The organism is Microbacterium esteraromaticum, from assembly GCF_017303215.1.
Classification (GTDB): domain Bacteria; phylum Actinomycetota; class Actinomycetes; order Actinomycetales; family Microbacteriaceae; genus Microbacterium; species Microbacterium esteraromaticum_C.
In genome coordinates, this window is record NZ_JAEMWU010000001.1 from 695,060 (window position 1) to 720,881 (window position 25,822).

Annotated in this window: 21 protein-coding genes; 10 read left to right on the top strand and 11 right to left on the bottom strand. The window is 69.5% G+C overall.

Annotated features, from left to right (window positions below):
* Position 1: 1 nt before the first annotated feature.
* Entirely contained in the window at positions 2-1,027 is a 1,026-nt protein-coding gene (locus JF543_RS03195) for a LacI family DNA-binding transcriptional regulator (RefSeq protein ID WP_206822722.1), read from the bottom strand.
* Positions 1,028-1,115: 88 nt separating this feature from the next.
* Between JF543_RS03195 and JF543_RS03200 the strand changes: the two genes are divergently transcribed.
* Positions 1,116-2,885, top strand: a complete 1,770-nt coding sequence (locus JF543_RS03200) for a glycoside hydrolase family 35 protein (protein WP_206822723.1) — start codon at positions 1,116-1,118, stop codon at positions 2,883-2,885.
* 276 nt (positions 2,886-3,161) lie between these two features.
* Here the strand turns inward: JF543_RS03200 and JF543_RS03205 are convergent, their stop codons facing one another.
* Positions 3,162-3,464 carry a hypothetical protein gene (locus tag JF543_RS03205; protein WP_206822724.1) on the bottom strand — a complete coding sequence of 101 codons (303 nt, stop codon included), beginning with the start codon at positions 3,462-3,464 and terminating at the stop codon, positions 3,162-3,164.
* Positions 3,465-3,544: 80 nt separating this feature from the next.
* Between JF543_RS03205 and JF543_RS03210 the strand changes: the two genes are divergently transcribed.
* Entirely contained in the window at positions 3,545-4,108 is a 564-nt protein-coding gene (locus tag JF543_RS03210; protein ID WP_206822725.1) for a hypothetical protein, read from the top strand.
* Between the two features lie 93 nt (positions 4,109-4,201).
* Here JF543_RS03210 and JF543_RS03215 read toward each other — a convergent pair whose 3' ends face one another.
* The 3 genes from JF543_RS03215 to JF543_RS03225 all read right to left on the bottom strand — a co-directional run bounded on the left by JF543_RS03215 (position 4,202) and on the right by JF543_RS03225 (position 7,486).
* Positions 4,202-5,110 carry a carbohydrate ABC transporter permease gene (locus JF543_RS03215; RefSeq protein WP_179409318.1) on the bottom strand — a complete coding sequence of 303 codons (909 nt, stop codon included), beginning with the start codon at positions 5,108-5,110 and terminating at the stop codon, positions 4,202-4,204.
* Between the two features lie 2 nt (positions 5,111-5,112).
* Entirely contained in the window at positions 5,113-6,096 is a 984-nt protein-coding gene (locus tag JF543_RS03220) for a carbohydrate ABC transporter permease (protein ID WP_347401078.1), read from the bottom strand.
* Between the two features lie 88 nt (positions 6,097-6,184).
* On the bottom strand, positions 6,185-7,486 hold the full coding sequence (locus JF543_RS03225) for an ABC transporter substrate-binding protein (protein ID WP_242519387.1): 1,302 nt from the start codon (positions 7,484-7,486) through the stop codon (positions 6,185-6,187).
* A 274-nt stretch (positions 7,487-7,760) separates the two neighbouring features.
* Here JF543_RS03225 and JF543_RS03230 point away from each other — a divergent pair, with 274 nt between their 5' ends.
* The 5 genes from JF543_RS03230 to JF543_RS03250 all read left to right on the top strand — a co-directional run bounded on the left by JF543_RS03230 (position 7,761) and on the right by JF543_RS03250 (position 15,840).
* Positions 7,761-8,012 (top strand): hypothetical protein, encoded by a 252-nt coding sequence (locus JF543_RS03230; RefSeq protein WP_206822727.1) that lies wholly within the window; start codon positions 7,761-7,763, stop codon positions 8,010-8,012.
* Positions 8,013-8,062: 50 nt separating this feature from the next.
* Positions 8,063-10,936: an ATP-binding protein gene (locus tag JF543_RS03235; protein ID WP_206822728.1), complete on the top strand. Its 2,874-nt coding sequence runs from the start codon at positions 8,063-8,065 to the stop codon at positions 10,934-10,936.
* A gap of 105 nt (positions 10,937-11,041) precedes the next feature.
* On the top strand, positions 11,042-11,251 hold the full coding sequence (locus JF543_RS03240; protein WP_179409314.1) for a heavy-metal-associated domain-containing protein: 210 nt from the start codon (positions 11,042-11,044) through the stop codon (positions 11,249-11,251).
* 37 nt (positions 11,252-11,288) lie between these two features.
* Positions 11,289-13,640, top strand: a complete 2,352-nt coding sequence (locus JF543_RS03245; protein ID WP_206822729.1) for a heavy metal translocating P-type ATPase — start codon at positions 11,289-11,291, stop codon at positions 13,638-13,640.
* Between the two features lie 13 nt (positions 13,641-13,653).
* Positions 13,654-15,840: a heavy metal translocating P-type ATPase gene (locus JF543_RS03250; RefSeq protein ID WP_206822730.1), complete on the top strand. Its 2,187-nt coding sequence runs from the start codon at positions 13,654-13,656 to the stop codon at positions 15,838-15,840.
* 3 nt (positions 15,841-15,843) lie between these two features.
* Here JF543_RS03250 and JF543_RS03255 read toward each other — a convergent pair whose 3' ends face one another.
* The 6 genes from JF543_RS03255 to JF543_RS03280 are packed head-to-tail and all read right to left on the bottom strand — an operon-like array spanning position 15,844 to position 23,548.
* Positions 15,844-16,515: a response regulator gene (locus tag JF543_RS03255; RefSeq protein WP_206822731.1), complete on the bottom strand. Its 672-nt coding sequence runs from the start codon at positions 16,513-16,515 to the stop codon at positions 15,844-15,846.
* Complete coding sequence (locus tag JF543_RS03260; RefSeq protein WP_206822732.1) at positions 16,512-19,019, bottom strand: DUF4118 domain-containing protein; 2,508 nt, start codon at positions 19,017-19,019, stop codon at positions 16,512-16,514. The genes JF543_RS03255 and JF543_RS03260 overlap by 4 nt, the downstream gene beginning before the upstream one ends.
* Positions 19,016-19,627, bottom strand: coding sequence for a potassium-transporting ATPase subunit KdpC (gene kdpC / locus JF543_RS03265; protein ID WP_206822733.1), 612 nt, complete (start codon positions 19,625-19,627; stop codon positions 19,016-19,018). The genes JF543_RS03260 and kdpC overlap by 4 nt, the downstream gene beginning before the upstream one ends.
* 33 nt (positions 19,628-19,660) lie before the next feature.
* Entirely contained in the window at positions 19,661-21,781 is a 2,121-nt protein-coding gene (gene kdpB, locus JF543_RS03270; protein ID WP_206822734.1) for a potassium-transporting ATPase subunit KdpB, read from the bottom strand.
* A gap of 1 nt (position 21,782) precedes the next feature.
* On the bottom strand, positions 21,783-23,459 hold the full coding sequence (gene kdpA / locus JF543_RS03275; protein WP_206821219.1) for a potassium-transporting ATPase subunit KdpA: 1,677 nt from the start codon (positions 23,457-23,459) through the stop codon (positions 21,783-21,785).
* A complete protein-coding gene (locus tag JF543_RS03280) occupies positions 23,459-23,548 on the bottom strand; it encodes a potassium-transporting ATPase subunit F (RefSeq protein WP_206550680.1) in 90 nt (29 codons plus the stop codon). The genes kdpA and JF543_RS03280 overlap by 1 nt, the downstream gene beginning before the upstream one ends.
* A gap of 305 nt (positions 23,549-23,853) precedes the next feature.
* Here JF543_RS03280 and JF543_RS03285 point away from each other — a divergent pair, with 305 nt between their 5' ends.
* The 3 genes from JF543_RS03285 to JF543_RS03295 are packed head-to-tail and all read left to right on the top strand — an operon-like array spanning position 23,854 to position 25,811.
* Positions 23,854-24,744, top strand: coding sequence for an intradiol ring-cleavage dioxygenase (locus JF543_RS03285; RefSeq protein ID WP_179409305.1), 891 nt, complete (start codon positions 23,854-23,856; stop codon positions 24,742-24,744).
* A gap of 58 nt (positions 24,745-24,802) precedes the next feature.
* Positions 24,803-25,471 carry a GTP pyrophosphokinase gene (locus tag JF543_RS03290; RefSeq protein ID WP_179409304.1) on the top strand — a complete coding sequence of 223 codons (669 nt, stop codon included), beginning with the start codon at positions 24,803-24,805 and terminating at the stop codon, positions 25,469-25,471.
* 37 nt (positions 25,472-25,508) lie between these two features.
* On the top strand, positions 25,509-25,811 hold the full coding sequence (locus JF543_RS03295) for a hypothetical protein (protein WP_179409303.1): 303 nt from the start codon (positions 25,509-25,511) through the stop codon (positions 25,809-25,811).
* Positions 25,812-25,822: the final 11 nt, after the last annotated feature.

Consider the following 25,822-nt stretch of genomic DNA (forward strand, 5'->3'; position numbering starts at 1 on the left):
GCTACGGGCGTGGCGGAGCCGTCGACGCGCGTACGATCAGTTCCGGTCGTACGTCGACGGCATCCGTCACGTCCGTGCCTTCCAGCTGCGAGATGAGTCGCAGCGCCGCCGCACGCCCCATCTGCTCGAAGGGCTGGCGGACCGTGGTCAGGGCTGGTGACGCGAAGCCGGCCAGCGCGATGTCGTCGACGCTGACCACTGAGACGTCCTCGGGCACGCTGCGCCCCGCCTCGTGCAAGGCGCGGATCAGCCCGAACGCCATCTCATCGCTCGAGACGAACACTGCTGTGGCGTCGGGGATCGAGGCGATGATGCGCCCGGCGCGGTAACCCGACTCCGGCGTCCAGTCACCGGCGATGACCGGTGGCGGAGTGATGCCGCGCTCGGTGAGCACCTGTTCCCACGCCTCTTGACGCTGCTGCGTCTCGAGCCAGTACTCGTCACCGGGTACGTGCCAGACGGTCTTGTGGCCGAGATCGAGCAGGTGCTCGACGGCGAGCCGCGCGATCGCATGCTGGTCGAGCAGCAGAGGCGCATCCGGATCGACCGAGGCGCGCTCGTTGCGCGTCGACGGGGTCCGGTCGGTGCGCAGTCGCATCGCCGGGCTGTCGAGTTCGACGGGGACGCCGAGGACGATGCCTTCGGCGCCCTGCCGTTCGAGGCGGTCGAACGCCTCGATGAACGCCTCGGGCGAGGCGTGATCGGCGACCGAGGCGGTGGTCACGGTGTAGCGGTGGGCGGCGGCGGCCTGCTCGATGCCGACGCCGACCGCGGCGGTCGAGTAGCGGTCGGTCGAGACGACGATGACGCCCAGGATGCGCGACCGGCCGGATGCCAGTGATGCCGCGGCCGCGTGCACCCGATAGCCGAGCTCTTCGACGGCGGCGAGCACGCGTCGGGCGGTCTCGGGGCGCACGTTCTGCTGCCCCGACATCACCCGCGAGACGGTCTGCGTCGAGACCCCGGCCATGCGGGCGACGTCGACCTGGTTGGGTGCGCGATCTTCGGAAGGGTGACGCGGAGACATGTGCTCATGTTAGCGACCGTTCAGGATTGGCCGGTTCGCCCGGTGGATGCCACAATGAGAGCGCAAACATCGTCTTCAAGGGAGATTCATGTCCACCTCCGTATCCCCGTCGCTCGTCTGGCGCGACGGCGAGATCCTGCGCGACGGCAAGCCGCACCGCATCCTGTCCGGCGCGGTGCACTACTTCCGTGTGCACCCGGATCAGTGGGAAGACCGCCTGCGCCGGTTGGCGGCGATGGGCGCGAACACCGTCGACACCTACATCGCCTGGAACTTCCACGAGCGCGTCGAGGGCGAATACGACTTCTCGGGCTGGCGCGACGTCGCCCGCTTCATCCGCATCGCCGGCGACGTCGGCCTGGACGTCTTCGTGCGCCCCAGCCCCTACATCTGCGCCGAATGGTCGAACGGTGGCATCCCGTTCTGGCTCTCGGGACGCACCCGCGCCCTGCGCACGATCGACCCCGAATTCCTCGCCGCGGTCGATGCCTGGTACGACCAGCTGATTCCGCAGCTCGTGCCGTTGCAGGCCGCCCACGGCGGGCCCATCCGCCTGATCCAGGTCGAGAACGAGTACGGGTCCTACGGCAGTGACGCCGACTACATGTCGCACCTGCGCGACGCGCTCACCCGGCGCGGCATGGTCGAACTGCTCACCACGGCCGACGGCACCACCGCCGACATGGTGCACAACGGCAGCACGCCGGGCGCCATGGGCACGTTCACCTTCGGCACCGGCGTGCCGGCCGCCGTCGACCTGCGCCGCGACGACGAGCACCTGATGTGCAGCGAGCTGTGGGGTGGCTGGTTCGACCACTGGGGCGAGCAGCACCACGTACGCTCGGCAGACAGCATGATCGCCACCGTCGACGAGCTTCTGCAGGCCGGCGGATCGGTCAGCATGTACATGGCGCACGGCGGCACCAACTTCGGGCTGTGGGCCGGCGCGAACCACGACGGCATCATCCAGCCGACCGTCACCAGCTACGACTCCGACGCCCCAATCGGTGAAGACGGCACGCTGAACGACAAGTTCCACGCGCTGCGCGCGGCCTTCGCCCCGTTCCACGACGGCGAACTGCCCGCGGTGCCCGACGCTCCACGGCGCCAGTCTGCGGCATCCGCACCCCTGGCGACGCAGGCGACCCTGCTCGACATCGTCCGCGCAGTGCCGGTGACGGCGCACGCACCGGTGCCGCTGACGTTCGAGGCGCTCGGCGCCGAAGACGGGCTCGTCGCCTACGAGGCCGACATCACCTACCCCGAGGGCGCGACGGTCGGCATCCTCGGGCTGCGCGACCGCGCCACGCTCTACCTCGACGACGTGCGCCTGGGTACGTTCGAGCACGACGGTGAGCACACCCTTGCGCTGCCCGCAGACGGCGGCAGCGGACGCCTGACGATCATCGTCGAGAGCCTGGGACGCATCAACTACGGCCCGTTCACGGGCGAGGCCAAGGGCATTCTGCAGGGCGTCGTCATCAACGGCCGCCGTTACGTGCATGGCTGGGACCACCGGGTGCTCGGCGACGCCGCGCCGTCGGGTGCGGGTGCGGGTGCGGATGCCGGCGGTGCGGCCGATGCCGCTGGCCTCGCTGCGGCCACCTTCGATGTGACCGATGTCGCCGATGCGTGGCTCGCGTTCCCCGGCGGGGCCAAGGGCATGGTGTGGCTGAACGGCTTCCTGCTCGGCCGCTACTGGGAGCGGGGCCCTCAGGAGACCCTGTACGCCCCGGCACCCCTCTGGCACGCGGGCACCAACGAGATCGTCGTGCTCGACACCGACCGCCTCGGCGCCACCGTCGAGATCCGCGAACAGCCCGCCTTCGGCCCCGTCGAGGAGTTCATCGGCAGCTGACGCGCCGCTCGCGCCGCTGCCGCGCCGCGCTCGCGCCGCTCTTCCGCTGAGAAACCACTTCCCGTTCGAGAAACCACGCCACACGTGGTTTCTCAGACGGGAAGTGGTTTTTCACGGGCAGGGGGCGGGACGAGGGGGCGGAGCGAGGCGGGGAGGGAGTTGTCCACAGGGGGTGGGGGAGAGGGACGCGAACTTTCCACAGGCGGGTTTCGGATGCCCGTGACCCGCCATCATCGTCGGATGCCGTTCCAACTCGTCGACCGTGCCGTCACCGTTTCACCGTTGCCCCTGCTCCTCATCGAAGAAGCGCGGATGCTCGGGCAATCTGTCTCGCGGGCGACGCACCGCCGCATCCGCAAGGGTGTGTATGTCGATGGCGCCGCCTACGATGCGCTGAAGCCCTGGGAGCGGTACGCCGTGCGGGTGCTGGCGTTCGCCCGGCGGCATCCGTCGGCGGTGCTCTGCCTCGAATCCGCGGCGGTCGTGCTCGGACTGCCGACGTTCGGCGAAGCCCGCGACATCCACGTCTACGATCCGGATCGCGCGGCATCCCGGCGCTTCGGCGACGTTGCCGTGCACACCAGCGACGATCCTCGCGCAGTGACGTCGGTCGATGGCATCCTCGTGACGACGATGACCGACACCGTCGTCTCGTCCGCGTGCTGCCGCCCGCCCAGGCCCTCGCCGTGGTCGACGCGTCGATCTCTTCCGTGCAGGGCGGCTCGCAGGCCCTGCCCGAACTGTCGGCGCGGGCGGCGTCGCAGCGCGCTCGTCGAGGCCGCGTGCACCTGCGGTGGCTCTGGGAGTTCGCCGACGGGGCCGCCGAATCGCCGACCGAAAGCGTCAGCCGGGCGGTGATCGAGTGGGCGGGCTTTCCACGGCCGGTGCTGCAGCGCACGTTCCGGTACGAGGGGCACCGCGATCGGGTCGACTTCCACTTTCCCGAATCGGATGCCATCGGCGAGGTCGACGGGTGGGAGAAGTACGCACTGGCAGATCCGGCTGCCGCGGCGCAGCGCCTGGCTGATGAGAAGCGCCGGGAGGACCGGTTGCGGCGCTACGGGCATCCGTTCGCTCGGTGGGATCTGGCCGAGGCGTGGCGGGTGGATCCCCTTGTTCGGGCGCTGCGCGCCGCCGGCATCCGACGACCGTACGCTCCCCACTTCACGTTCCTGGCGACTCTCTCGTCATACTCCCCACGCACGGTCCGAGCCTCTCGCTGAGAAACCACTTCCCGTACGAAAAACCACCTCCCGCGTGATTTCTCAAACGGGAAGTGGTTTCTCAGCGGAGGGCGCGGTGCGCGCGAGCGCGGGTCAGCCCTTCACGGCGCCGGCGGCCAGGCCGCTGCGCCAGTAGCGCTGCAGCGTGAAGAACAGGATCACCAGCGGGATGACCCCGAGCAGCGCGCCGAGCATGACCGCGCCCTTGTCAGGCGAGAAGTAGCTCATCATGCCGTACAGGCCCAGCGTGACGGGCTTGAGCTCGGGGCTCGAGACCATCATCAGCGGCAGCAGGAAGTTGTTCCACGTGGCCACGAAGATGAACAGGAAGATCGTCACCATGGCCGGGCTCAGCAGACGCAGCACGATCGTGAAGAAAATGCGCGCCTCACTGGCGCCGTCGATCCGTGCGGCTTCGAGCAGCTCGGTCGGAACCGACGACTGCGCGAACACCATGCCCAGGAAGACCCCGAACGGCGAGACGGCCGACGGGATGATGATCGCCCAGATCGTGTTGGTCAACCCGAGCGCACTGAACTCGATGTACAGCGGCACGGTGAGCAGCGCCACCGGCAGCAGCAGGCCGGCCATGATGACGCCGACCGCGATCTTCTTGCCAGGGAACGCGAACTTCGCGATCGCGTAGCCGGCCATCACGGCAAACAGCGTGCCGATCACGCCGGCGCTGACCGAGTACAGGATCGAGTTGGCCACCCAGCGCCAGAACAGGCCCTGGGTCCAGCCCATGAGGCTGTCGTAGTTGGTGTGCAGGTTCCAGTCGGCGAACCAGAACCCGAACGACGAGGTGAGGTCGGCGTTGTCCTTGGTGGAGGCGACGATCAGCCAGAACACCGGTACCAGGAAGTACAGCATTGCCACGACGAGGACGATGACGCCGAGCGTGCGGGCCAGCGGCGTCGGCGCGATCGAGCGGGGCGGCTCATCGGCACCGCGGGGCTTGCGTGCGCGACGGGGAACGGTTGTGAGAGTCGTGGATGCCATGATCATGCATCTCCCTTACGGCGCTGCAGCAGCGCGTAGACGATTGCGAGCGCACCGGCGATGACGGCCATCAGCAGGGAGTAGGCCGAGGCGGGGCCGCTGCCCGAGGGCGAGATCTCACCCATCATCGAGTTGTACGTGAGCATCATGGGCGTGAAGTCCTTGCCCATCCATGAGTTGGCGCCCTCCATGATCACCGGTTCGTTGAAGAGCTGGATCGTGCCGATGATCGACAGCAGCACGGCCAGCAGCGCGGCACCGCGCACCATCGGCACCTTGATGCGCGTGGCGATCTGAAAGCCGGTGGCGCCGTCGAGCCGGGCGGCCTCATACAGGTCGCGCGGGATCGCCTGGAGCGCCGACAGGAAGATCAGCATGTTGTAGCCGGTGTACGCCCACGTGGTCATGTTCGCCATCGACAGCAGGATCGTGCTCGGCGCCATGAAGTCGGTGCCGGCGGGCAGGTAGTCCATGAATGGCGACACCTCTGGCGTGTACAGGTACAGCCAGATCATCGCGGCGATCACGCCCGGCACGGCGTAGGGCAGGAAGAACGACAGTCGGAACAGCGCCGGCCGACGCACGATGAACGAGTCCAGCAGCAGCGCCAGGGCCAGCGCCACGATGATCATCACCGGGATCTGGAACGCCGCGTAGAGCACGACGCGGCCCATGCCGATCCAGAAGGCGCTGTTGCCGATAGCAAGGGCGAAGTTATCGAAGCCGACGAAGGTGTCGACCAGTTCGCCGCCGCCGTAGAGCCCTCCGCCGGCGGGCATCTGGCTGTAGAACGCCGAGCGGATCGAGACGATGATCGGCACGAGGAAGACGACCGCGAACAGGATCGCGAAGGGCAGCAGGAACAGCCAGCCCGTGAGTCCTTCACGACGGATGCCCTTGCCTCGTCGTCTGCGCGGATGGAGGGTATCCGGGTTTCCGCCGGGCTGCGGCCCGGCGTTGCGCGTAGCACTGAGGGTAACGGTCACGGCTGGTGCGTCCTTACTGCTCACAGCGACGGCGGAGGGCCCGGGGGTGCCCTCCGCCGTCGGCATCATGTGTTGTCGCGATTCGCGATCAGTCGGCGACCGGAAGGCCGAGGTCGGTCAGCGCGGTCACGGCGCTGTCCTGAGCTGTGGCGAAGATGTCGGCGACCTGAGCGCCGCCCGTGGCTGCCGCGGCGGCCGTCTCGTTCATCTTCGACAGCGTCGAGAAGCCGGGGGCGTACGGGAAGTCCGGGTTCATGTTGGCCGTGGCGGTGGCGAGCTCGGCCATGACGTCCTGGCCACCGAACTGGCGGAGCATCTTCTCGGGCGTCTTCACCTCGCCCTGGGCGGCGACCACCAGGCCCTGCGAGGCGAGGTCATCGATCTGGGTGTTGAACCAGTCGTTGAACTGCATGGCCTCGGCCGGGTACTCGCAGCCCTTGAGCACGGCGACGCCCGAGCCGCCGTCGGGGCCGCTGAGCGCTCCGGCGCCGAAGTCGGGCAGCTGTGCGACGCGCCAGGTGCCTTCGGCGTCGGTGCCGTCGAGCGAGTCGAGCAGGAAGCCGGCCTCCCAGGCCGCGCCGATGTGGCCGATCAGCGTGCCGTCGTTCAGGGCAGCGGTGAAGGCTTCGCCCCAGCGCTCGGTGGCCAGGGTCTGGTCGTTGTCGAGGAGGTCCTGCCAGAAGGCGGCGACCGTCTCGGAGCCCGCACCCTGGGCGTTGACGGTCCACGCGTCGCCCTCGGTGCCGAACCAGGTGTTGCCGGCCGCGGCCGACTGCGCGGCGAGCCAGTTGTGGGCCTCATCGGGGGTGAAGGCGGTGGCGTACTTGCCGGCCGCCGCTGCCGTTGCCGAACCGGCGGTGAGCTCGTCGACGGTGGTCGGCACGTCGAGACCGAGCTCGGCGAAGGCGGCCTCGTCGTAGAAGTAGACCAGGGGGCCCACGTCCTGCGGAAGGCCGACGATGGCGTCGCCGACGCGCATGCCGCTGAAGGCTCCTGCCGAGTAGTTGTCCTCGTACGTGGTCGCCTCGTCCGCGACGTCTTCGAGCAGGCCCTTGACGAACAGCTGCGGCACCTCGGAGTACCCGGTCTGCGCCAGGCAGGCGGCGTTCCCGGCCTTGACGTCGGTCTCGAGCTTGAGGATCATGTCGGTCGCCGCGCCGTCGAACTTCGTGGTCTTGACCTGGATGTTCGGGTTCTCGTCGTTCCAGCGCTGGACGATCTCGTTGACGGACGTCATGCCCTCGCCGTCGGGCAGGCGGTGCATGTACTCGATCGTGATCGGCTCGTCGCCGGCGGATGCGCCGCCGGATTCGCTGCTGCACGCGGCCAGGCCGAAGGCGGACAGAGCGCCGACCGTGACGACGGCGGCGGTGCGGGTGATTCGAGACATGGATGCCATTGCTGTGCTCTCCGGTGAGTGCGTAGGGGTAGGGGCGGATGCGCCCGCGCGCGGGGCCTCCGTGGTCATTTAAACACCAGAGTGTTTGCGCTCACAAACCGAGATGTATGGGGAAAACCCACCTACCAGAAGTTTCTAGGTAACGCTCACATCGAATCTTCAGCGTCGGGATCTGAGGTGGCGCGTGCGCGGAATAGGGCACCTGTCCGATGCGTCGGGCGTGCCTCAGCGAGGAACGTGGACAGCGTCGTCGAGAGGAGCAACCATGTACGACACGATCTATCTGCACCAGCGCGTGGCGACGATCGACAGCGAGCGACGCGACGTGTTGCTGGAGCGGGCCCGCATCGCACGCGAGCACCCCGAGCGGATCGCGCCGCGTCGCACCTTCGTGCGTCGCCTGCTGCGGGGCTCGTTCGCGCCCGGCAAGGCAACCGCCGACGCGACCGTAGCCGCGCCCGCCGTGATCGACGCGCGCGCGTGCGCGACCGGCCGCGCCGCCGCTGAGGCCCTATGAGCTCGTCGGAAAGGGTCCGCGGTGTCGGCGCTCGGTGGCACGATGAACTCATGGCCGTCATCGCACCGAGCGCCGACATGGTGGGCCGCGACGCCGAATCGCGCCGACTCGACGCCGCCCTGCAGCGCGCGCGCAGTGGAGCGGGCGGCGCGGTGCTGGTCTCTGGTGAGGCGGGCATTGGCAAGAGCCGTCTTCTGCGGGAGTTCCGTGGCCGGTGGGACGGCGACCTCGACGTCGTGATCGGCTGGTGTCTGGACTCGGGGGTCGCGCCCTCGCCGTACGGGCCGCTTCCGGGCATCCTGCGGGGAGTCCTCGAGGCTCTCGGCGATCCGACGGCGGCGGCGGCAGGGCCGGCGCGAGCCGCGTTGCGGCTGCTGCTACCCGAACTGGGTGACGGCCCGATCGACCGTGCTCAGACCTCGCCCGAGGCCCTGCGCGAGGCGATCGTCACGCTCTTCGAGGCTGCCGCGGCGGTCAGGCCGGTCGTGGTGATCGTCGAGGACCTGCACTGGGCCGACGACGCCACCCTGGCGATGCTCTCGTACCTGCTGCGCGCGCTCGCCGATGCGCGGGTGCTGTTCGTGCTGACCTGTCGCGTCGACGAGGTGCGTCGGGGGTCGGCCGTGCGGGCGTTCCTCGCCGAGGTCGAGCGTGCGCGGCTGATGGAGCGGGTCGCGCTGCAACGGCTCACCGATGTCGAAGTGCGCACGCTCGTCGAGGCCCTCGTCGGTCCCATCGACGATGGCGTGTTCGAACGGGTGCAGGAGCGGGCCGAAGGTGTGCCGTTCTTCGTCGAGGAGCTCTCGTGCAACGCCATCGGGCCGATTCCCGAGACGTTGCGCGAGGTGCTGTTGGCCCGATACGACGCGCTCGGCGATGATGCACAGCGAGTGGTGCGCACGGTGTCGGGGTCGGACGCCCCGATCGACCATGATCTGCTCACGACCCTGGCCGAACTGCCCGATGACAGGCTCGATGAGGGCATCCGAGAAGCGGCGAACATGGCGATCCTCGCGGTGCGTGCCGACGACACATACGGTTTCCGGCACGCGCTGCTGCGCGAGGCGGTGCATGAGGACCTGCTGCCCGGCGAACGTGCGCGGCTGCACCGCGCCTTCGCCGAGGTGCTCGAGCGACGCGTGCAGGAGGGCAGCGGATGCCAGGAATCCGCGCTCGCGTACCACTGGCACCAGGCGCGTGACCCGCGCCGTGCGCTGATCGCGGCTATCGGTGCGATGGAGCGCTCGCGGAGCAGCTTCGCCTTCTCGACGGCGGCGCGCTACGGCGAACTCGCCCTGGATCTGTGGGACCAGGTGCCCGACGCGGGCGAGGCGACCGGCATCGATCACATCGCCCTGCTGGCGCGCCTTGGGTCGATCCTGCGCAACGCCGGAGACGGTGATCGCGCGCTGATGGTGGTGAACATCGCCCTCGACGAGGTCGACGCGCAGACGGTCGACCCCGGAGTGCTCGTGCGCCTGCTGCGTGACCGGAGCATGTATCTCACCAGCCTCGGCAAGCCTCAGCAGATCGAGGCGCTGCAGCAGGCGCTGTCCGAGTACGAGGCCCGCGCCGTCGACGAACCCCGCCTTCATGCGCTGCTTCTCACGTTGCTCGCCGCCCGGTACATGATCGTCGGTCGACTCGAAGAGGCCGTGCGGCTGGCCGATGAGGCATTCGGTGTTGCTGAGCGCGCCGGCGACGAGGTGCGGATGTCGATGGCGGCGAACGTGCGGGGTAACAGTCGCGTGCACCTTGGTGATGTCGATACGGGGCTGGCCGACTTCCGGCTCGCCTGGAGTCTCGCGTCGAACCTTGAGGCGCAGCTGCGCTACCGGGTCAACTTCTCGGACACGCTGACCAATCTGGGGCGCTTCGACGAGGCTGTGAGGCTCGCCCAGGGTGGGGTCGAAGACGCCCGCCGCTTCGGTGTCGAGCGCACGAGCGGCTCGATCCTCACCCAGAACCGTGCCGAGCCCCTGCTCGAACTCGGTGACATCGCGCGCGTCGAGCAACTGCTTGCCGCCGATCTCACTCTGCGCACGCATCGGATCTTCCGCACGTACACGACGGCCACCCGTGTGCGGGCACTCGCGTGGCGCGGGCGGTTCGCCGAGGCTGATCTGCTGCTCGACGAGTGGCGTCCTCATATGCATCAGATCGCCGAGTCGGAGCGGCAGGTGCGCTATTCGCTGTGGCGCACCGAACTCGATCTGACCCTGGCGCGTGGGGACGTGTCAGGTGCCGTGCGCACTCTCGAGCAGATCCTCGCCGACACCGGTGCCGATCTCGGTCAGAAGCCGCGGCTGCTGCTCGAAGGGGGTCGTGCAGTGAGCGGGCTGCGCGCCCAGGGGGACGAGGCGGCGGCTCTCGTGCTGGCGGAGCGTACGAGGGCATCGTGGGAGCACCTGCCCGCCGCGTTGCGTCCGCGCACCTGGTGCAAGGTGCTGGATGCCCTGCTCTCCGGCGCTCCTGAGGCGTGGCGCGCGGCGATGGCCGCCGCCGACAGTGACGACGTGCCGGTGCTCTTCCAGACGGTCGCGCGCATCGAGCTCGCCCGCGCGCTGATCGTCACGGGTGATCGTCCCGCTCGTCTCGAGGCATCCGCCCTGCTCGTCGACGCCGAGGAGCGAGCGGTCGGGTACGGGCACGCGGGCCTGAAGCGCGAGGCGGCTGCACTCGCCGAGGCGGCCGGGCTCACCGACGCTGCCGCCTCGGGGCTTGCGGCACTCACCGCGCGCGAGAACCAGGTGTTCGCCCTGGTGGCCGAGGGGCTCAGCAATCGGCAGATCGGTGAGCGTCTCTTCATCAGCGTGAAGACCGTGAGCGTGCATGTGTCGGCGGTGCTGCGCAAGCTCGGCGCTGCGACGCGCACCGAGGCGGCTGCGCGCTACCGCAGTGAGGGTGCGCCGGCCGAGCGCTAGCATCCGATTTTCGGATCCGCACCCCTCTGGGAATACCCCAGGGGGGTATCTTGTAGTACCGTGGTGGAGGTACCCCCAGGGGGTACTCGAATCGAAGGAGAGAACATGACCACCACCGAGTTCCAGATCACCGGGATGACCTGCGGCCACTGCGAGATGTCCGTGCGCGAGGAAGTCACCCAGGTTGCCGGCATCGACAGCGTCGACGTCAGCCACACCACCGGTCGCCTCGTCGTCACCTCCGCAGCCCCCGTCGACGAAGCCGCCGTCATCGCCGCCGTCGACGAAGCGGGCTATCGGGCCGTCTCGGCCTGACCCGCAGCATCTGCCCACCCCCACCGTCAGGAGCATCATGACCACCCCCGCGCAGAGCAGCATCGATCTCGAGATCGGCGGGATGACCTGCGCCTCGTGCGCGATGCGCATCGAGAAGAAGCTCAACAGGATCGACGGCGTCACCGCGACGGTCAACTACGCCACCGAGAAGGCGCAGGTGACCGTCGACGGAGACCTCGACACGGCGCGGCTGATCACCGAGGTCGAGAACGCCGGGTACACCGCTACGCTGCCGGCGCCGCCGGCTCCGGATGCCGTCGGAGCGACAGCATCCGATCAGGGTGAACCCGACGACCCCGAGTTGCGCACCCTGCGTCAGCGACTGATCGGCTCGATCGTGCTGTCGGTGCCGGTGATCCTGATGGCGATGATCCCGCCCCTGCAGTTCCCCTACTGGCAGTGGCTGTCGCTCGTGCTCGCCGCGCCGGTGGTCGTGTGGGCTGCCTGGCCGTTCCATCGCGCCGCGTGGATCAACCTGCGACACGGCGCCGCCACCATGGACACCCTGGTGAGCTTGGGAACGAGCGCCGCGCTGCTCTGGTCGCTGTACGCGCTGTTCTTCGGAACGGCGGGCATGCCCGGCATGACGCACGGGTTCAGCTTCACGATCGAGCCGTCCGACGGTGCGGGCAATATCTATCTCGAAGTCGCCGCCGGGGTGACGATGTTCATCCTCGCGGGCCGCTACTTCGAGAAGCGCGCCAAGCGCCGGGCCGGCGCCGCGCTGCGCGCCCTGCTCGAACTCGGAGCGAAAGAGGTCGCGGTCCTGCGCGACGGCGTCGAGGTGCTCATCTCGACCGATGATCTGCACGTGGGTGACGAGTTCGTCGTGCGCCCCGGCGAGAAGATCGCCACCGACGGCGTCGTCGTGTCGGGGGCATCCGCTGTGGACCAGTCGATGATCACCGGCGAGTCCGTTCCCGTCGAGGTGACCGAGGGTGACACCGTCACCGGTGCCACGGTCAACGCGGGCGGCCGACTCGTGGTGCGCGCGACCCGCGTGGGCGCCGATACGCAGCTCGCCCAGATGGCGAAGCTGGTCGAGGAGGCGCAGACCGGCAAGGCCGAGGTGCAGCGCCTCGCCGACCGCGTCTCGGGCATCTTCGTGCCCATCGTGATCGTGATCGCGGTGGCGACGCTCGGCGTCTGGTTGGCGCTCGGCTTCCCGGCATCCGCCGCCTTCACCGCGGCCGTCGCGGTGCTGATCATCGCGTGCCCGTGCGCGCTGGGTCTGGCGACGCCGACCGCGCTGCTGGTGGGCACGGGTCGCGGGGCGCAACTGGGCATCCTCATCAAGGGCCCCGAGATCCTGGAGTCGACGCGACGCGTCGACACGATCGTGCTCGACAAGACAGGCACGGTCACCGAGGGGCGCATGAGCGTCGTCGAGGTGGTTCCCGAGGCCGGAACGGATGCTGGCGAGCTGCTGCGCCTGGCCGGTGCGATCGAGGACGCCAGTGAGCACCCCATCGCCCGCGCGATCGCCAAGGCCGCGAGCATCCGCCCCTCCCACCCCCACCTCTCCTCCCACGAGGGGTCAGAAAACGTCGTGTCGGAGGGCCTCAACACGACAGAAATTGACCCCTCGTGGGGTGGGGCGGGGGCGCTGCCGGCGGTCGAGTCGTTCCAGAACATCGAGGGGCGCGGGGTCACCGGCGTCGTCGAGGGGCACGCGCTGCTCGTCGGGCGGGTGTCGCTGCTGGAGGACTGGTCGATCCAGCCCTCCAAGCACCTGCTCGATCGCAAGGCCGCGGCAGAGGCCTCGGGGCAGACCGCCGTGCTCGTGGCCTGGGACGGCGAGGCACGCGGAATGATCGTCGTCGCCGACGAGGTCAAGCCCACCAGCGCCGAGGCCATCGCGTCGCTGAAGGCTCTCGGGCTGCGACCCGTGCTGCTCACCGGCGACAACCGCGCCGCCGCAGAGCACATCGCCGCGCAGGTCGGCATCGATGAGGTCATCGCCGAGGTGCTGCCCGCTGAGAAGGTCGACGTCGTCACTCGACTGCAGTCCGAGGGGCGCGTCGTCGCGATGGTCGGCGACGGTGTCAACGACGCCCCGGCGCTCGCACAGGCTGATCTCGGCATGGCCATGGGCACCGGCACGGACGTCGCGATCGAGGCATCCGACATCACCCTCGTGCGGGGAGACCTGCGCGCGGCCTCCGACGCGATCCGCCTTTCACGCCGTACCCTCGGCACCATCAAGGGCAACCTGTTCTGGGCGTTCGCGTACAACACGGCCGCGATCCCCCTGGCAGCGCTCGGGCTGCTCAACCCCATGCTCGCCGGGGCGGCGATGGCGTTCTCTAGCGTCTTCGTGGTGGGCAACAGCCTGCGGCTGCGCCGCTTCCGCTCGCTGATCAAGTAGACGGAGGAGCATCATGACCGATCCGCACGCACACGAGGGCCACGAGCAGCACGCTGCGCACCGCGGGCATGCGCCCGCGGCATCCGCTCGGGAGGAGAACCCGGGTTCGGGAGGAGGCCACGCGCACGGGCATCCTCCCGAGGGCGAGAACTCCTCCCGACCGGGAGCGGATGCCAACCACGCGGCCCACAGCAATCACGCCGACCACAGCAACCATGCGGCCCACGGCGATCATGTCGGCCAGTTCCGCAGGCTGTTCTGGATCAACCTGCTGATCGCCGTGCCGGTGGTGGCCCTCTCGCCGATGTTCGCCATGCTGCTCGGCTACGAGATCCCCGATCTGCCGGGGGCGGCCTGGGTCGCCCCCGTGCTGGGCACCGTGATGTACGTGTGGGGCGGCCGGCCGTTCCTCACCGGGGCCGTCAGCGAGCTGAAGGCCCGCAAGCCCGGCATGATGCTGCTGATCGGGTTGGCGATCACGGTCGCCTTCCTCGCCTCGTGGGGCGCGAGCCTGGGGCTGTTGCATCACGAGCTGGAGTTCTGGTGGGAGCTCGCGCTGCTGATCGTCATCATGCTGCTGGGGCACTGGCTCGAGATGAGGTCGCTCGCGCAGACGACGTCGGCGTTGGATTCGCTGGCCGCGCTGCTGCCCGATGAGGCTGAGCGCGTTGCCGGCGATGGTGTCGAGACGGTGAGTCCCGACGATCTGCGCGTCGGCGATGTCGTCATCGTGCGTCCCGGGGGCAGTGTTCCCGCCGACGGGGTGATCGTGGACGGCCGCGCGAGCATGGACGAGTCGATGCTCACGGGGGAGTCGCGCACGGTCGGCCGCGGTGTCGGCGAACGCGTGACCGCGGGAACCGTGGCCACCGACTCGGGGTTGCGCGTCGAGGTGGATGCCATCGGCGACGACACGGCGATCGCGGGCATCCGCAAGCTGGTCTCCGACGCGCAGGCGTCGAGTTCGCACGCGCAGCGCCTCGCCGACCGGGCGGCCGCGTGGCTGTTCTGGTTCGCGCTCGGCGCCGCGGCGCTCACCGCGGTCGTGTGGACCGCGGTCGGCGATCCGGATGCCGCGGTCGTGCGCACCATCACGGTGCTGGTCATCGCGTGTCCTCATGCGCTGGGGCTGGCGATTCCGCTGGTCGTCTCGATCGCGACCGAGCGGGCGGCCCGTGCGGGTGTGCTGGTGAAGGACCGCCTGGCCCTGGAGAGCATGCGCACGGTCGACGCGGTGCTGTTCGACAAGACGGGCACGCTCACGAAGGGCGAGCCGACGGTCTCGGCCATCGCCCCCGCGGGCGGCTGGAGCGCCGAGGAGGTGCTCGCGCTCGCCGCGGCCGCTGAGGCCGACAGCGAGCATCCGCTGGCCAGGGCGATCGTGCGCGCCGCCGCCGATCGCGACCTGACCGTCGCCACGGCGACGGGCTTCAGCTCGTCGCCGGCCGTCGGCGTGACGGCCACCGTCGACGGCGCCGAGGTGCGCGTGGGTGGCCCGTACATGCTCACCGAGGTGGGTGCGGAAGAGATCTCGGATGCCGATGGCTGGCGTTCTGAGGGCGCCATCATTCTGCACGTCGTGCGCGACGGGGAGGTGATCGGCGGGCTGAAGCTGGCCGATGAGATCCGGGCGGAGTCGCGGCAGGCGGTCGAGGCGTTGCATGCGCGCGGCGTCGAAGTGGTGATGATCACCGGTGATGCCGAGGCTGTGGCGAATGCGGTCGGACGCGAACTCGGCATCGATCGGGTGTTCGCCGGGGTGCGCCCCGAGGACAAGGCCGCGAAGGTCGCTGAACTGCAGCGTGAGGGCAAGAAGGTCGCGATGGTCGGCGACGGCGTCAACGATGCGCCGGCGCTCGCCCAGGCCGACGTCGGCATCGCGATCGGCGCGGGCACCGATGTGGCGATCGCCTCGGCCGGGGTGATCCTGGCCTCTGACGACCCGCGTGCGGTGATCTCGGTGATCGAGCTGTCGAGCGCCAGCTACCGCAAGATGAAGCAGAATCTGTGGTGGGCGGCGGGGTACAACCTGATTTCGGTGCCGTTGGCGGCCGGTGTGCTGGCGCCGGTCGGGTTCGTGCTGCCGATGTCGGTGGGTGCGATTCTGATGAGCCTGTCGACGATCGTGGTGGCGTTGAACGCCCAGGCGCTGCGACGCCTCGACCTGCGCCCCGAGGCCGTCATCGGTCGCGATGCCTGAGCGTCAGAGCACGAGTCGGTAGCCCATGCCCTGTTCGGTGAGCAGGTGTACGGGCGCCGACGGGTCTGCCTCGAGCTTCTTGCGCAGCTGCGACATGTACAGGCGCAGGTAGCCGGTGTCGGTGGCCTGCTCGGTGCCCCACAGCTCGCGCAGCAGCTCCTGCCGGGTCACCAGGGCGCCGGGGTGCCGCACCAGGTGCTCGAGCATCCGCCATTCGGTGGGGGTGAGGTGCACGTGCGCGCCCGCGCGTGCGACGGATTTCGCGGCCAGGTCGACGACGACGTCGCCGAACGCCACGGTCGCCTCGCCCGCGCCGGCGCCCGCACGGCGTGACAGCGCCCGCAGACGGGCCAGCAGCTCGTCGATCTGAAAGGGCTTGGTGACGTAGTCATCGGCGCCGGCATCGAGGGCGTCGACCTTGTCGGCCGAACCGGTGCGGCCCGACACGACGATGATCGGCACGGTCGTCCATCCGCGCAGCGCGTGGATCACCTGCACGCCGTCGAGCTGCGGCATGCCCAGGTCGAGCAGCACGATGTCGGGGTGCTCCTGTGCGGCGAGCTGGATGGCTGCGGCCCCGTCGGGCGCCGCCACGACGTCGTAGCCGTGGGCGGCGAGGGTGATGCGCAGCGCCCGCACCAGTTGCGGGTCGTCATCGGCGATCAGCAGTTTCATGCGTCGGCACCGGTCGGGTGGGTGGTGTCGGATGCCACCGGCAGGGCGATCACCATCGTCAGGCCCCCTCCTGGTGTGTCCTCGGGGCTCAGGCTACCGCTCATGCCCTCGGTGAACCCGCGCGACAGGGCCAGCCCGAGGCCGAGGCCGACGGTGTTGTCATGGTCGCCTTCGCGCTGGAACGGGGCGAACATGCTCTGCTGCCGTTCGAGGGGCACGCCTTCGCCGCGGTCGACGATGCGGATCTCGGCGGTCTCGCCCAGGCGGCTGGTCGTCACGAGTACCCGGCTGCCGGGCGGGGTGTGCCGGTGGGCGTTGGCGAGCACATTGACGAGCACCCGTTGCAGCAGCACCGGGTCGGCGCGCAGCGCGGGCAGGTTGGGATCGAGGCCGAGCTCGACGTCATCGGGGCCGAAGCCGAGTTCATCGAGCGCGCTGACGACTGCCGCCCCCGCGTCGACGTCGGTGAGCGATACGGCGAGCACGCCGGCCTCGACGCGGCTGGCGTCGAGCAGGTCGGTGACGAGTTTCGACAGAGTGCCCAGGCTCTCATCGGCGGTCTCGAGCAGCTCGGCGCGGTCGGCACTGGAGAGTCGGCTGGATCCGCGCAGCCCGCCGACGGCCGCCATGGCCGCCGCGAGGGGCCGGCGCAGGTCGTGGCTGATGGCCGAGAGCAGAGCGCTGCGCACGCGGTCGGTCTCGGCGAGCACGTCAGCGCGCCGCGCCGTGGCGGTCAGGTCGGTGTGTTCGATCGCGGCTGCCAGCTGGGCGACGATTGCGTCGAGCAGTCGTCGGGCGGGGGCGTCGAGGGTCGATCCGTGCAGTTCGAGCACCGCGTGGGCGCCGACCGGCACGATCTCGGGGGTGGTGTCGGGCAGCGGTTCGCCGTCGGTCGCGAGGACGTGCCCGTCGCGATCGAGTAGCCGCACACCGCTGAACCCGAAGGCTTCGCGTGCTCTGCTGACCAGGGCCAGGGGGGCGCTGTCGCCGCGTAGCACGCTGCTGGCCACGGCGGCCAGCAGTTCGGCCTCGGCCGAGGCTCGGCGCGCGGTGCGGGCGCGGCGGGCGGCCTGATCGACGACGATACTGACCAGTACGGCGCTTACGACGTACATCACCAGCGCCAGTGTGTGCAGCGGGTCGGCGATGGTCACGGTGAAGAGTGGTGCGACGAACAGGAAGTCGAGGGTGAGGCCCGAGAGCACGGCCGCGAACAGGGCAGGGCGGATGCCCCCGACCAGCGCCACGACCACGACGAGCAGCTGGTAGGCCAGGACATCCGAGGTGATCGATGCGGGGGAGCGGAACGAGTACAGCAGCCACGACAGCAGCGGACCGCCGACCAGGGCGATGGCGAGGCCGAGAGCCTGCCGGCGCCAGCCCAGGGGGCCACCGGTGATGCGCGGCAGCGCGGCGTGCGTGCCAGCAGCGGCGTGGCTCACCATGTGCACATCGATGTCGCCCGAGCGGCGGATCACCTCGGCCCCGATGCCGGGGCCCGTGAACACGGCGGCCAGGCGGCTGCGTCGGCTGACGCCGATGACGAGCTGGGTGGCATCCGACGTCTGGGCGAACTCGACGAGCGATTCGGCCACGTCGTCGCCCACGATCTGGTGGTAGCTTCCGCCGAGCGCGGACACCAGCCGCTGCTGGGCCGACAGCGCCCCGGGCGGGCTGCCTCGCAGGCCGTCCTGCGTCAGCACGTGCACCGCGAGCAGCTCTCCGCCGGCCGAGCGGGCGGCGATTCGCGCACCGCGGCGCAGCAGCGTTTCGCCCTCGGGGCCACCGGTGAGGGCGACGACGACGCGCTCTCTCGCCTGCCAGGTGCTCGCGATGCCGTGCTCGTCTCGGTAGCGGCGCAGTGCCGAGTCGACCTCGTCGGCGAGCCACAGCAGCGCCAGCTCGCGTAGCGCGGTCAGGTTGCCGAGGCGGAAGTAGTTCGACAGCGCGGCATCCACCCGCTCGGCGGGATACACCGACCCGGCCGAGAGACGGTCGCGCAGCGACTGCGGGGCCAGGTCGACCACCTCGATGTCGTCCGCGGCGCGCACCGCGGCGTCGGGCACCGTCTCTTGTTGAGCGATACCGGTGATCTGCTCGACGACCCCGCCGAGCGACTCGATGTGCTGCACGTTGACGGTTGTGATCACGTCGATCCCGGCATCGAGCAGCGCTTCGACGTCTTGCCAGCGCTTCTCGTTCGTCGATCCGGGGGCGTTGGTATGGGCGAGCTCGTCGACCAGGGCGATCTGCGGCGCCCGCGCGATCACGGCATCGAGGTCGAGTTCGCCGAGGGCGACGCCGCGGTGCATCACCGTACGCAGTGGCACCCGTTCCAGTCCGACCACCTGCGCGGCCGTCGCCGCTCGCCCGTGATCCTCGACGACGGCGATCACGACGTCGTACCCCTCTGCCTGAAGCCGATGGGCGTCGGCGAGCATCTCGTACGTCTTGCCGACGCCGGGAGCCGCGCCGAGCAGTACTCGCAGACGCCCTCGGGTCATCGGATCTCTTCCTGTGCGGTATCGAGGGCGACGTTGAGGTCGAGCACGTTGACGCGCTCCGCGCCGATGAAGCCGAGGTCCGGCGTCTCGATGCGCGCGGTGACGATCGCCCGCACGTCATCTTCGCTCATGCCGCGCTCCGCGGCCACTCGCGACACCTGCAGCAGGGCGTACTGCGGGCTGATGTGCGGGTCGAGTCCCGATGACGAGGCGGTGACGGCATCCGCGGGCACCTCATCGGGCGAGACGCCCTCGCGGGCCGCGATCCGCTGGCGGCCCGCGTCGATCGCGGCGACCAGGTCGGGGTGCGAAGGTCCGAGGTTGCTGCCTCCTGAGGAGGCGCCTTCGTAGTCGGATGCAGACGGTCGGGGCTGGAAGTACTGCGGCAGGGCGTTGCCATCCGCGTCGGCGAACGTCTGGCCCAGCAGGGCGCTGCCGACCGGTTCGCCGTCGTGGGCGACGACCGAGCCGTTCGCCTGCCACGGGAAGGCGAGCTGGCCGACGCCCGTCATGGCGAGCGGATAGGCGAGTCCGAGCAGGGCCGTCATCACGAGGACGGCGCGGATGGCGACCCCGGCGGTGCGGGTGGTGGTGCGGGTCTTCGACATGGTCGTTCCTTTGCGAGGTTCAGAAGCCGGGAATCAGAAGCCGGGAATCAGGCTGATGACCAGGTCGATCAGCTTGATGCCGACGAAGGGGGCGATCACGCCGCCGAGGCCGTAGATCAGCAGGTTGCGCTGCAGCATCCGCTCCGCGCTCGCCGGACGGTACTTCACACCGCGCAGGGCGAGCGGGATCAAGAAGACGATGACGATCGCGTTGAAGATCACGGCGCTGAGCACGGCGGATGCCGGCGAGTGCAGGTGCATGATGTTCAGGGCGCTCAGGCCGGGGAATGCGGTCATGAACAGGGCGGGGATGATCGCGAAGTACTTCGCGATGTCGTTCGCGAGCGAGAACGTGGTCAGCGCGCCGCGGGTGATCAGCAACTGCTTGCCGATGCGCACGATGTCGATCAGCTTGGTCGGGTCCGAGTCGAGGTCGACCATGTTGCCGGCCTCTTTCGCGGCCGACGTGCCGGTGTTCATCGCGACGCCGACGTCGGCCTGGGCGAGCGCGGGGGCGTCGTTGGTGCCGTCGCCGGTCATCGCGACCATGCGTCCGCCCTGCTGTTCGCGACGGATCAGCGCCAGCTTGTCTTCGGGCGTCGCTTCGGCGAGCACATCGTCGACGCCGGCCTCTTTCGCGATGGCGGCCGCGGTGAGCGGGTTGTCTCCCGTGATCATCACCGTGCGGATGCCCATCGCACGCAGTTCGTCGAACCGCTCGCGCAGCCCGTCCTTGACGATGTCCTTCAGGTGCACGACACCGAGGATGCGCGTGTTCACCGCGACGACGAGCGGCGTACCGCCGGCCGCCGCGATCTCGTCGGCGTGGCGGGCCGCCTCGGCGGCGGCATCACCGGCATCCGCTCCCTGCGTCGCGAGCCAGGCGCGAATCGCCGACCCGGCACCCTTGCGGATCATGGTGCCGTCGGGCAGATCGATGCCGCTCATGCGGGTCTGGGCGGTGAACGGCACGGTCACCGCACCTTCGGGCGAGGTGACGTGGATGCCACGGGTGACGGCGAGGTCGACGATCGACGCACCCTCGGGGGTGGGGTCGGCGAGCGAGGACAGCGCGGCGGCGCGCAGCAGCTCGTCGGCGTCGACGCCGGCGACCGGCCGCACGTCGTCGGCGCGGCGGTTGCCGTAGGTGATGGTGCCGGTCTTGTCGAGCAGCAGCGTCGACACATCGCCGGCAGCTTCGACGGCGCGCCCCGACATCGCCAGCACGTTGCGCTGCACGAGGCGGTCCATCCCGGCGATGCCGATCGCGCTCAGCAGCGCACCGATCGTGGTGGGGATCAGGCACACCAGCAGGGCGATGAGCACGGGGATGCCGACGGGCGACGCGACGTACGCGGCGAGCGGGTTGAGCACCAGCACGGCCACCACGAAGACGATCGACAGGCTCGACAGCAGGATGTTCAACGCGATCTCGTTGGGCGTGCGCTGACGGTTCGCTCCCTCGACGAGGGCGATCATGCGGTCGACGAACGTCTCGCCGGGGCGGGAGGTGATGCGTACCACGATGCGGTCCGAGAGCACGCGCGTGCCGCCGGTGACGGCGCTGCGGTCGCCTCCGGACTCGCGGATCACCGGGGCGCTCTCGCCGGTGATGGCCGACTCGTCGACCGTCGCGATGCCGGCCACGATGTCGCCGTCGCCGGGGATCGCCTCACCGGCCGCGACAACCACCAGGTCGCCGACCGCGAGGGCCGACGATGCGGTCTCGGTCAGCGGCGTGCGCTCAGCCAGCGGGTCGGACGAGTTGTAGCCGAGCACGAGCCGTGCGGTCGTCGTGGTGCGGGTCTTGCGCAGGCTGGCCGCCTGGGCCTTTCCGCGCCCCTCGGCGACCGCCTCCGACAGGTTGGCGAACAGCACGGTCAGCCACAACCAGCCGGCGATCGCCCACGTGAAGCCCGCCGGGACGTCCGGATCGGCACCGCCGAGCAGCGGCTCGGCGATCGCGAGCACGCTGGTGAACGCGGCGCCTGCCCACACCAGCAGGATCACCGGATTGCGCAGCAAGCGTGCCGGGTTGAGTCGGCGCAGAGCGCCGGGCACGGCGGCCGCGAGCTGCGCGCCGCTGAACGCCCGTGACGGGGCCGGTGCCGGTTCGGATGCCCGGGTGTCCGGGCGGGGGTGCGTGAGGGTCATGTCAGACCAGTCCTTCTGCGAGAGGCCCGAGCGTGAGCACGGGGAAGTACGTGAGAGCAGTGATGACGACGGCGATCGTCGAGAGCATCCCGACGAACAGCGGCCGGTGCGTGGGCAGGGTGCCGGCCGTCTGGGGCACCGGGCGCTGCGCCGCGAGCGATCCGGCCAGAGCCAGCACGAGCACGATCGGGATGAACCGGCCGAGCAGCATCGCCACACCGAGTGCGGTGGCGAACCAGGGGGTGCTGGCCGTGAGCCCTGCGAACGCCGAGCCGTTGTTGTTCGCCGCCGAGGTGAAGGCGTACAGCACCTCGCTGAGCCCATGCGGACCCGGGTTGAGGATGCTGGTCGAGACGACGTCGTCGCGGATCGCGGGGATCGCGAAGCTGAGCGCGGTGCCGCCCAGCACGAGCGCGGGAACGACGAGGATGTACAGGCTGGCGAGGGTCATCTCGCGCGGGCCGATCCGCTTGCCGACGTACTCGGGGGTGCGGCCGACCAACAGGCCACCGACGAAGACGGTGATCACGGCGAGCACGAGCATGCCGTACAGGCCCGAGCCGACGCCGCCGGGGGCGACCTCACCGAGCATCATGTTGAGCATCGGCATCATCCCGCCCAGGGCCGTGTACGAGTCGTGCATCGAGTTCACGGCACCGGTCGAGGTGAGCGTCGAGGCGCTGCCGAACAGGGTGGAACCGAGGATGCCGAAGCGCACCTCCTTGCCCTCCAACGCCGCACCGGCCAGTTCGGGAGCAGGTCCGCGGCCGGCGTACTCGACGATCGAGAGGATCGTCGTCGAGGCGAGGAACAGCACGCCCATCACCGACACGATGGCGTACCCCTGGCGGTCGTCGCCGACCATCCGACCGAAGGCGCGGGGAAGCGAGAACGGGATCGCGAGGATCAGCAGAATCTCGAACAGGCTGGTCCACGGCGTCGGGTTCTCGAACGGGTGCGCCGAGTTGGCGTTGTAGAAGCCACCGCCGTTGGTGCCGAGCAGCTTGATGACCTCCTGTGAGGCCACCGGGCCGCCCGGGATCTGCTGGGTCGCGCCGCTGAGGGTCTGCACCTCGGTGAACCCGGCGAGGTTCTGCGCCACACCGCCGGCGATGAGCACGAGCGCGCCGACCACCGAGATCGGCAGCAGCAGCCGCAGCACACCGCGGGTCATGTCGACCCAGAAGTTGCCGATGGTGGTCGAGCCGTGGCGGGCGAAACCCCGCACGAGCGTGATGGCGATGGCGATGCCGACCGCCGCCGACAGGAAGTTCTGCACGGCGAGCCCGGCGGCCTGCACGAGGTGACCCATGGTCTGCTCGGGCGAGTACGACTGCCAGTTGGTGTTGGCCACGAACGAGGCGGCGGTGTTGAACGCGAGCCCCTCTGGCACGGGCGGCAGACCGAGCGACAGGGGCAGCAGGTGCTGCGTGCGCTGCAGCAGGTAGACCAGCAGCATGCCCGCCGCCGAGAAGAGCAGCACGCTGCGTGCGTACGATCGCCAGGTCTGCTCCGAGGCCGCGTCGACCCCGATCAGACGGTACAGCCCGCGTTCGACGCGCAGATGCTTCGCACTGGAGTAGATGCGGGCGATGTAGTCACCCAGCGGGCGGTACAGCAGCACCAGCATGAGGACGACGGTGGCGGCCTGCAGCACGCCCAGTCCCACGGCGCCCATCAGAACTTCTCCGGTCGCACGAGCGTCACGAACAGGTAGGCGATCGCGGCGACACCGAGCACGGCGGCCGCGATCTCGAAGACGATCATCGCTGCTCAGCCCCCTTCGCGATGAGAGAGACGAAGACGAAGATCAGCGCGGTCAGCGCGAGGTAGATGAGATCGAGCACTCACCGATTTCACCGCCGGAGGCATGCCCGATGGCCGATCCTCACGAGATCCTCACGCCCGGGGCGCGAATCCATGCACCACGTCGACGCTGCGTGCCGACCCCGGCGCTCATAGGCTTCGCAGAGGATACCCACACGTTTTGCGCGGGCGGCACCTATGGCCTCGCCAGTCTCACCTGGTGTCGTGTGATTCTGGGCCGTCGAGCCCGCGAGAGGAAGACAGACATGAGCACCGGAACCGACCCCCGCTGGCTGGACGCGAACGGAACGGAGATCGACGAGGACCACCGGGGTCTGACCTACGACATCCGTACCCTGATCAATCGTCGACGCGCGCTCGGCATCTTCGGCGGGATCGCCGCGACGACGCTGCTCGCCGCGTGCTCGCCGATCACTCAGACCGACGCGTCGACGGCCCCGGCTCAGCCGGGAACCGGCGGCCCGGGCGCACCGGGCGGCGCCGCGCCCGAGCAGGACAACAGCGACCTGCTCGACGGTGAGGTGCCCAATGAAACCGCCGGGCCGTACCCGGCCGACGGGTCCAACGGCATCAATGTGCTCGACGACTCCGGCATCGTGCGCCGTGACATCCGCTCGAGCTTCGGCTCGTCATCCACGACCGCCGAGGGCGTGCCGCTCGAGATCGTGCTGACCGTGCGGGATGCTGCAACGGGCGCCGCGCTGGTCGGGGCGGGTGTCTACCTGTGGCACTGCGACCGCGAGGGCCGCTACTCGCTGTACTCCGACGGGGTGGAAGACGAGAACTACCTGCGCGGGGTGCAGCCCACCGATGACACCGGCACCGTGCGCTTCACCTCGATCTACCCGGCTTGCTACTCGGGGCGTTGGCCGCACATCCACTTCGAGGTCTACGAAGACGTGGCCAACGCGGTCGCCACCGGCCCGATCGTGAAGACCTCGCAGATCGCCCTGCCCGATGAGATCAACGCCAAGGTGTACGCGACCGCCGGGTACGAGGCCAGCATCCGCAACGCCTCACAGGTGACTCTGACCGGCGACAACGTCTTCGGCGACGACGGCGGCGTGCTGCAGGTCGCCACCGTCACCGGCAGCGTCGACGACGGATACGCCGCCGCGCTGTCGATCGCGGTGTGACAGGCAGAGCAGGTGAATCACCCAGCCGTTTCCGAACCCGGAGAGGTAGCGTCGAGACATGACAACGCTCCCCGTCGACGACGCGGCGATCGCCGAGGCCCGGCAGCTGCGCGACGAGTTCCAGCGGTTCCTGCGCGAGTACGAATTCGGCATGCGCGAGATCGAGACGAAGATCTCGATCCTGCAGGACGAGTTCACGCACATGCACGCGTACAACCCGATCGAGCACGTCAAGAGCCGCCTGAAGTCGCCCGACAGCATCGTCGAGAAGGTCGCCCGCCGAGGCATCGAGGCCGACTTTCCCAGCATCCGACGTGAGATCACCGACATCGCCGGCGTCCGCGTCACGTGCAGCTTCGTCAGCGACGTCTACCGTCTGTTCGACCTGCTCACCGCGCAGGACGACGTGACCGTCCGCATCGTCAAGGACTACATCGCAGGCCCCAAGCCGAACGGCTACCGCAGCCTGCATGCGATCGTCGAGGTGCCGGTGTTCCTGTCGACGGGCACGGTCTCGGTGCCGGTCGAAGTGCAGTTCCGTACCATCGCGATGGACTTCTGGGCCAGCCTCGAGCACAAGATCCACTACAAGTTCTCGGGACGCGTGCCCGGTCACCTCGTGCAGAGTCTGACCGAGGCCGCGGATGCCGCCGGCGAGCTCGATGACCGCATGGAGCGGCTGCACCGTGAGGCGCACGAGGTCAACCAGCGGGTGATCGAGGCCTGATCCCGTCGCCCAGGCGCAGGATGGGAAGATAGCGGTGATGCATGCCACCGTGACCCCCGTCGACACCGAGATCGAATCCGCCGAGCACACCGACACGGCGCAGAACGTCGACCTCAGCGAGATGCCCTCGCTCGACGGCGGCGACGCTCCGCGGTGCGAATGCGATCACGGTACCGAGACCGAGTACATCCCGTGCGGGCGCCGCGCCCGCTGGCGGGTGAGCATCGACTGCCAGTGCGGTGAAGGGCATCCGAGGGTCGTCGAGATCCTGTGCTCGCGCTGCCTGCGCACCCTGCGCCGCAACAACGATCGCGAAGCGATCACCGCGCGCCGCCTCTGAGCGACGCGCGG

Excerpts from the sequence above, each read along its gene's own strand:
- JF543_RS03280 (WP_206550680.1), bottom strand. The coding sequence starts at position 23,548 with ATGATCGTCTTCGAGATCGCGGCCGCCGTGCTCGGTGTCGCCGCGATC.
- JF543_RS03290 (WP_179409304.1), top strand. The coding sequence starts at position 24,803 with ATGACAACGCTCCCCGTCGACGACGCGGCGATCGCCGAGGCCCGGCAG.
- kdpA (WP_206821219.1), bottom strand. The coding sequence starts at position 23,459 with ATGGGCGCCGTGGGACTGGGCGTGCTGCAGGCCGCCACCGTCGTCCTC.
- JF543_RS03250 (WP_206822730.1), top strand. The coding sequence starts at position 13,654 with ATGACCGATCCGCACGCACACGAGGGCCACGAGCAGCACGCTGCGCAC.
- JF543_RS03235 (WP_206822728.1), top strand. The coding sequence starts at position 8,063 with ATGGCCGTCATCGCACCGAGCGCCGACATGGTGGGCCGCGACGCCGAA.
- JF543_RS03240 (WP_179409314.1), top strand. The coding sequence starts at position 11,042 with ATGACCACCACCGAGTTCCAGATCACCGGGATGACCTGCGGCCACTGC.
- kdpB (WP_206822734.1), bottom strand. The coding sequence starts at position 21,781 with ATGACCCTCACGCACCCCCGCCCGGACACCCGGGCATCCGAACCGGCA.
- kdpC (WP_206822733.1), bottom strand. The coding sequence starts at position 19,627 with ATGTCGAAGACCCGCACCACCACCCGCACCGCCGGGGTCGCCATCCGC.
- JF543_RS03215 (WP_179409318.1), bottom strand. The coding sequence starts at position 5,110 with ATGGCATCCACGACTCTCACAACCGTTCCCCGTCGCGCACGCAAGCCC.
- JF543_RS03295 (WP_179409303.1), top strand. The coding sequence starts at position 25,509 with ATGCATGCCACCGTGACCCCCGTCGACACCGAGATCGAATCCGCCGAG.
- JF543_RS03200 (WP_206822723.1), top strand. The coding sequence starts at position 1,116 with ATGTCCACCTCCGTATCCCCGTCGCTCGTCTGGCGCGACGGCGAGATC.
- JF543_RS03255 (WP_206822731.1), bottom strand. The coding sequence starts at position 16,515 with ATGAAACTGCTGATCGCCGATGACGACCCGCAACTGGTGCGGGCGCTG.
- JF543_RS03245 (WP_206822729.1), top strand. The coding sequence starts at position 11,289 with ATGACCACCCCCGCGCAGAGCAGCATCGATCTCGAGATCGGCGGGATG.
- JF543_RS03230 (WP_206822727.1), top strand. The coding sequence starts at position 7,761 with ATGTACGACACGATCTATCTGCACCAGCGCGTGGCGACGATCGACAGC.
- JF543_RS03285 (WP_179409305.1), top strand. The coding sequence starts at position 23,854 with ATGAGCACCGGAACCGACCCCCGCTGGCTGGACGCGAACGGAACGGAG.
- JF543_RS03225 (WP_242519387.1), bottom strand. The coding sequence starts at position 7,486 with ATGTCTCGAATCACCCGCACCGCCGCCGTCGTCACGGTCGGCGCTCTG.
- JF543_RS03195 (WP_206822722.1), bottom strand. The coding sequence starts at position 1,027 with ATGTCTCCGCGTCACCCTTCCGAAGATCGCGCACCCAACCAGGTCGAC.
- JF543_RS03260 (WP_206822732.1), bottom strand. The coding sequence starts at position 19,019 with ATGACCCGAGGGCGTCTGCGAGTACTGCTCGGCGCGGCTCCCGGCGTC.